Source organism: Winogradskyella ouciana, from assembly GCF_009709615.1.
GTDB lineage: Bacteria > Bacteroidota > Bacteroidia > Flavobacteriales > Flavobacteriaceae > Winogradskyella > Winogradskyella ouciana.
This window is the reverse complement of the sequence record NZ_WJYA01000263.1, coordinates 1-245: the sequence shown is the minus strand read 5'-3', so window position 1 is coordinate 245 and position 245 is coordinate 1. Positions and strand designations below refer to the sequence as shown.

The following is a 245-nucleotide window of genomic DNA, read 5'->3' as shown; positions in this document are numbered from 1 at the left end:
TGCGGTAACAACCATTGACGGCGGACAAATGACCAAAGCGCGTGAAACAAATGTAGCATACTCATTGGCAGGTCGTGTAGCAGGTTTGAATATTAGCGGAACGAGTGGAGGGCCAGGTTCTTCGGCGAGGATATTACTAAGAGGTATGGCCAGTTTCTCAGCCGGAACACCTCTTTTTGTAATTAACGGCGTGCCTATGGACAATAGCCAGAGAAGAGATGGAAACTCAGGTGAATGGGGTGGAG

1 protein-coding gene is annotated in these 245 nt (G+C 49.0%); it reads left to right on the top strand.

Annotation, left to right across the window (positions count from 1 at the left end):
• Nucleotides 1-245 (top strand): TonB-dependent receptor plug domain-containing protein (locus tag F1003_RS16270; RefSeq protein ID WP_155090381.1); only part of this gene is annotated, 245 nt, incomplete at both ends.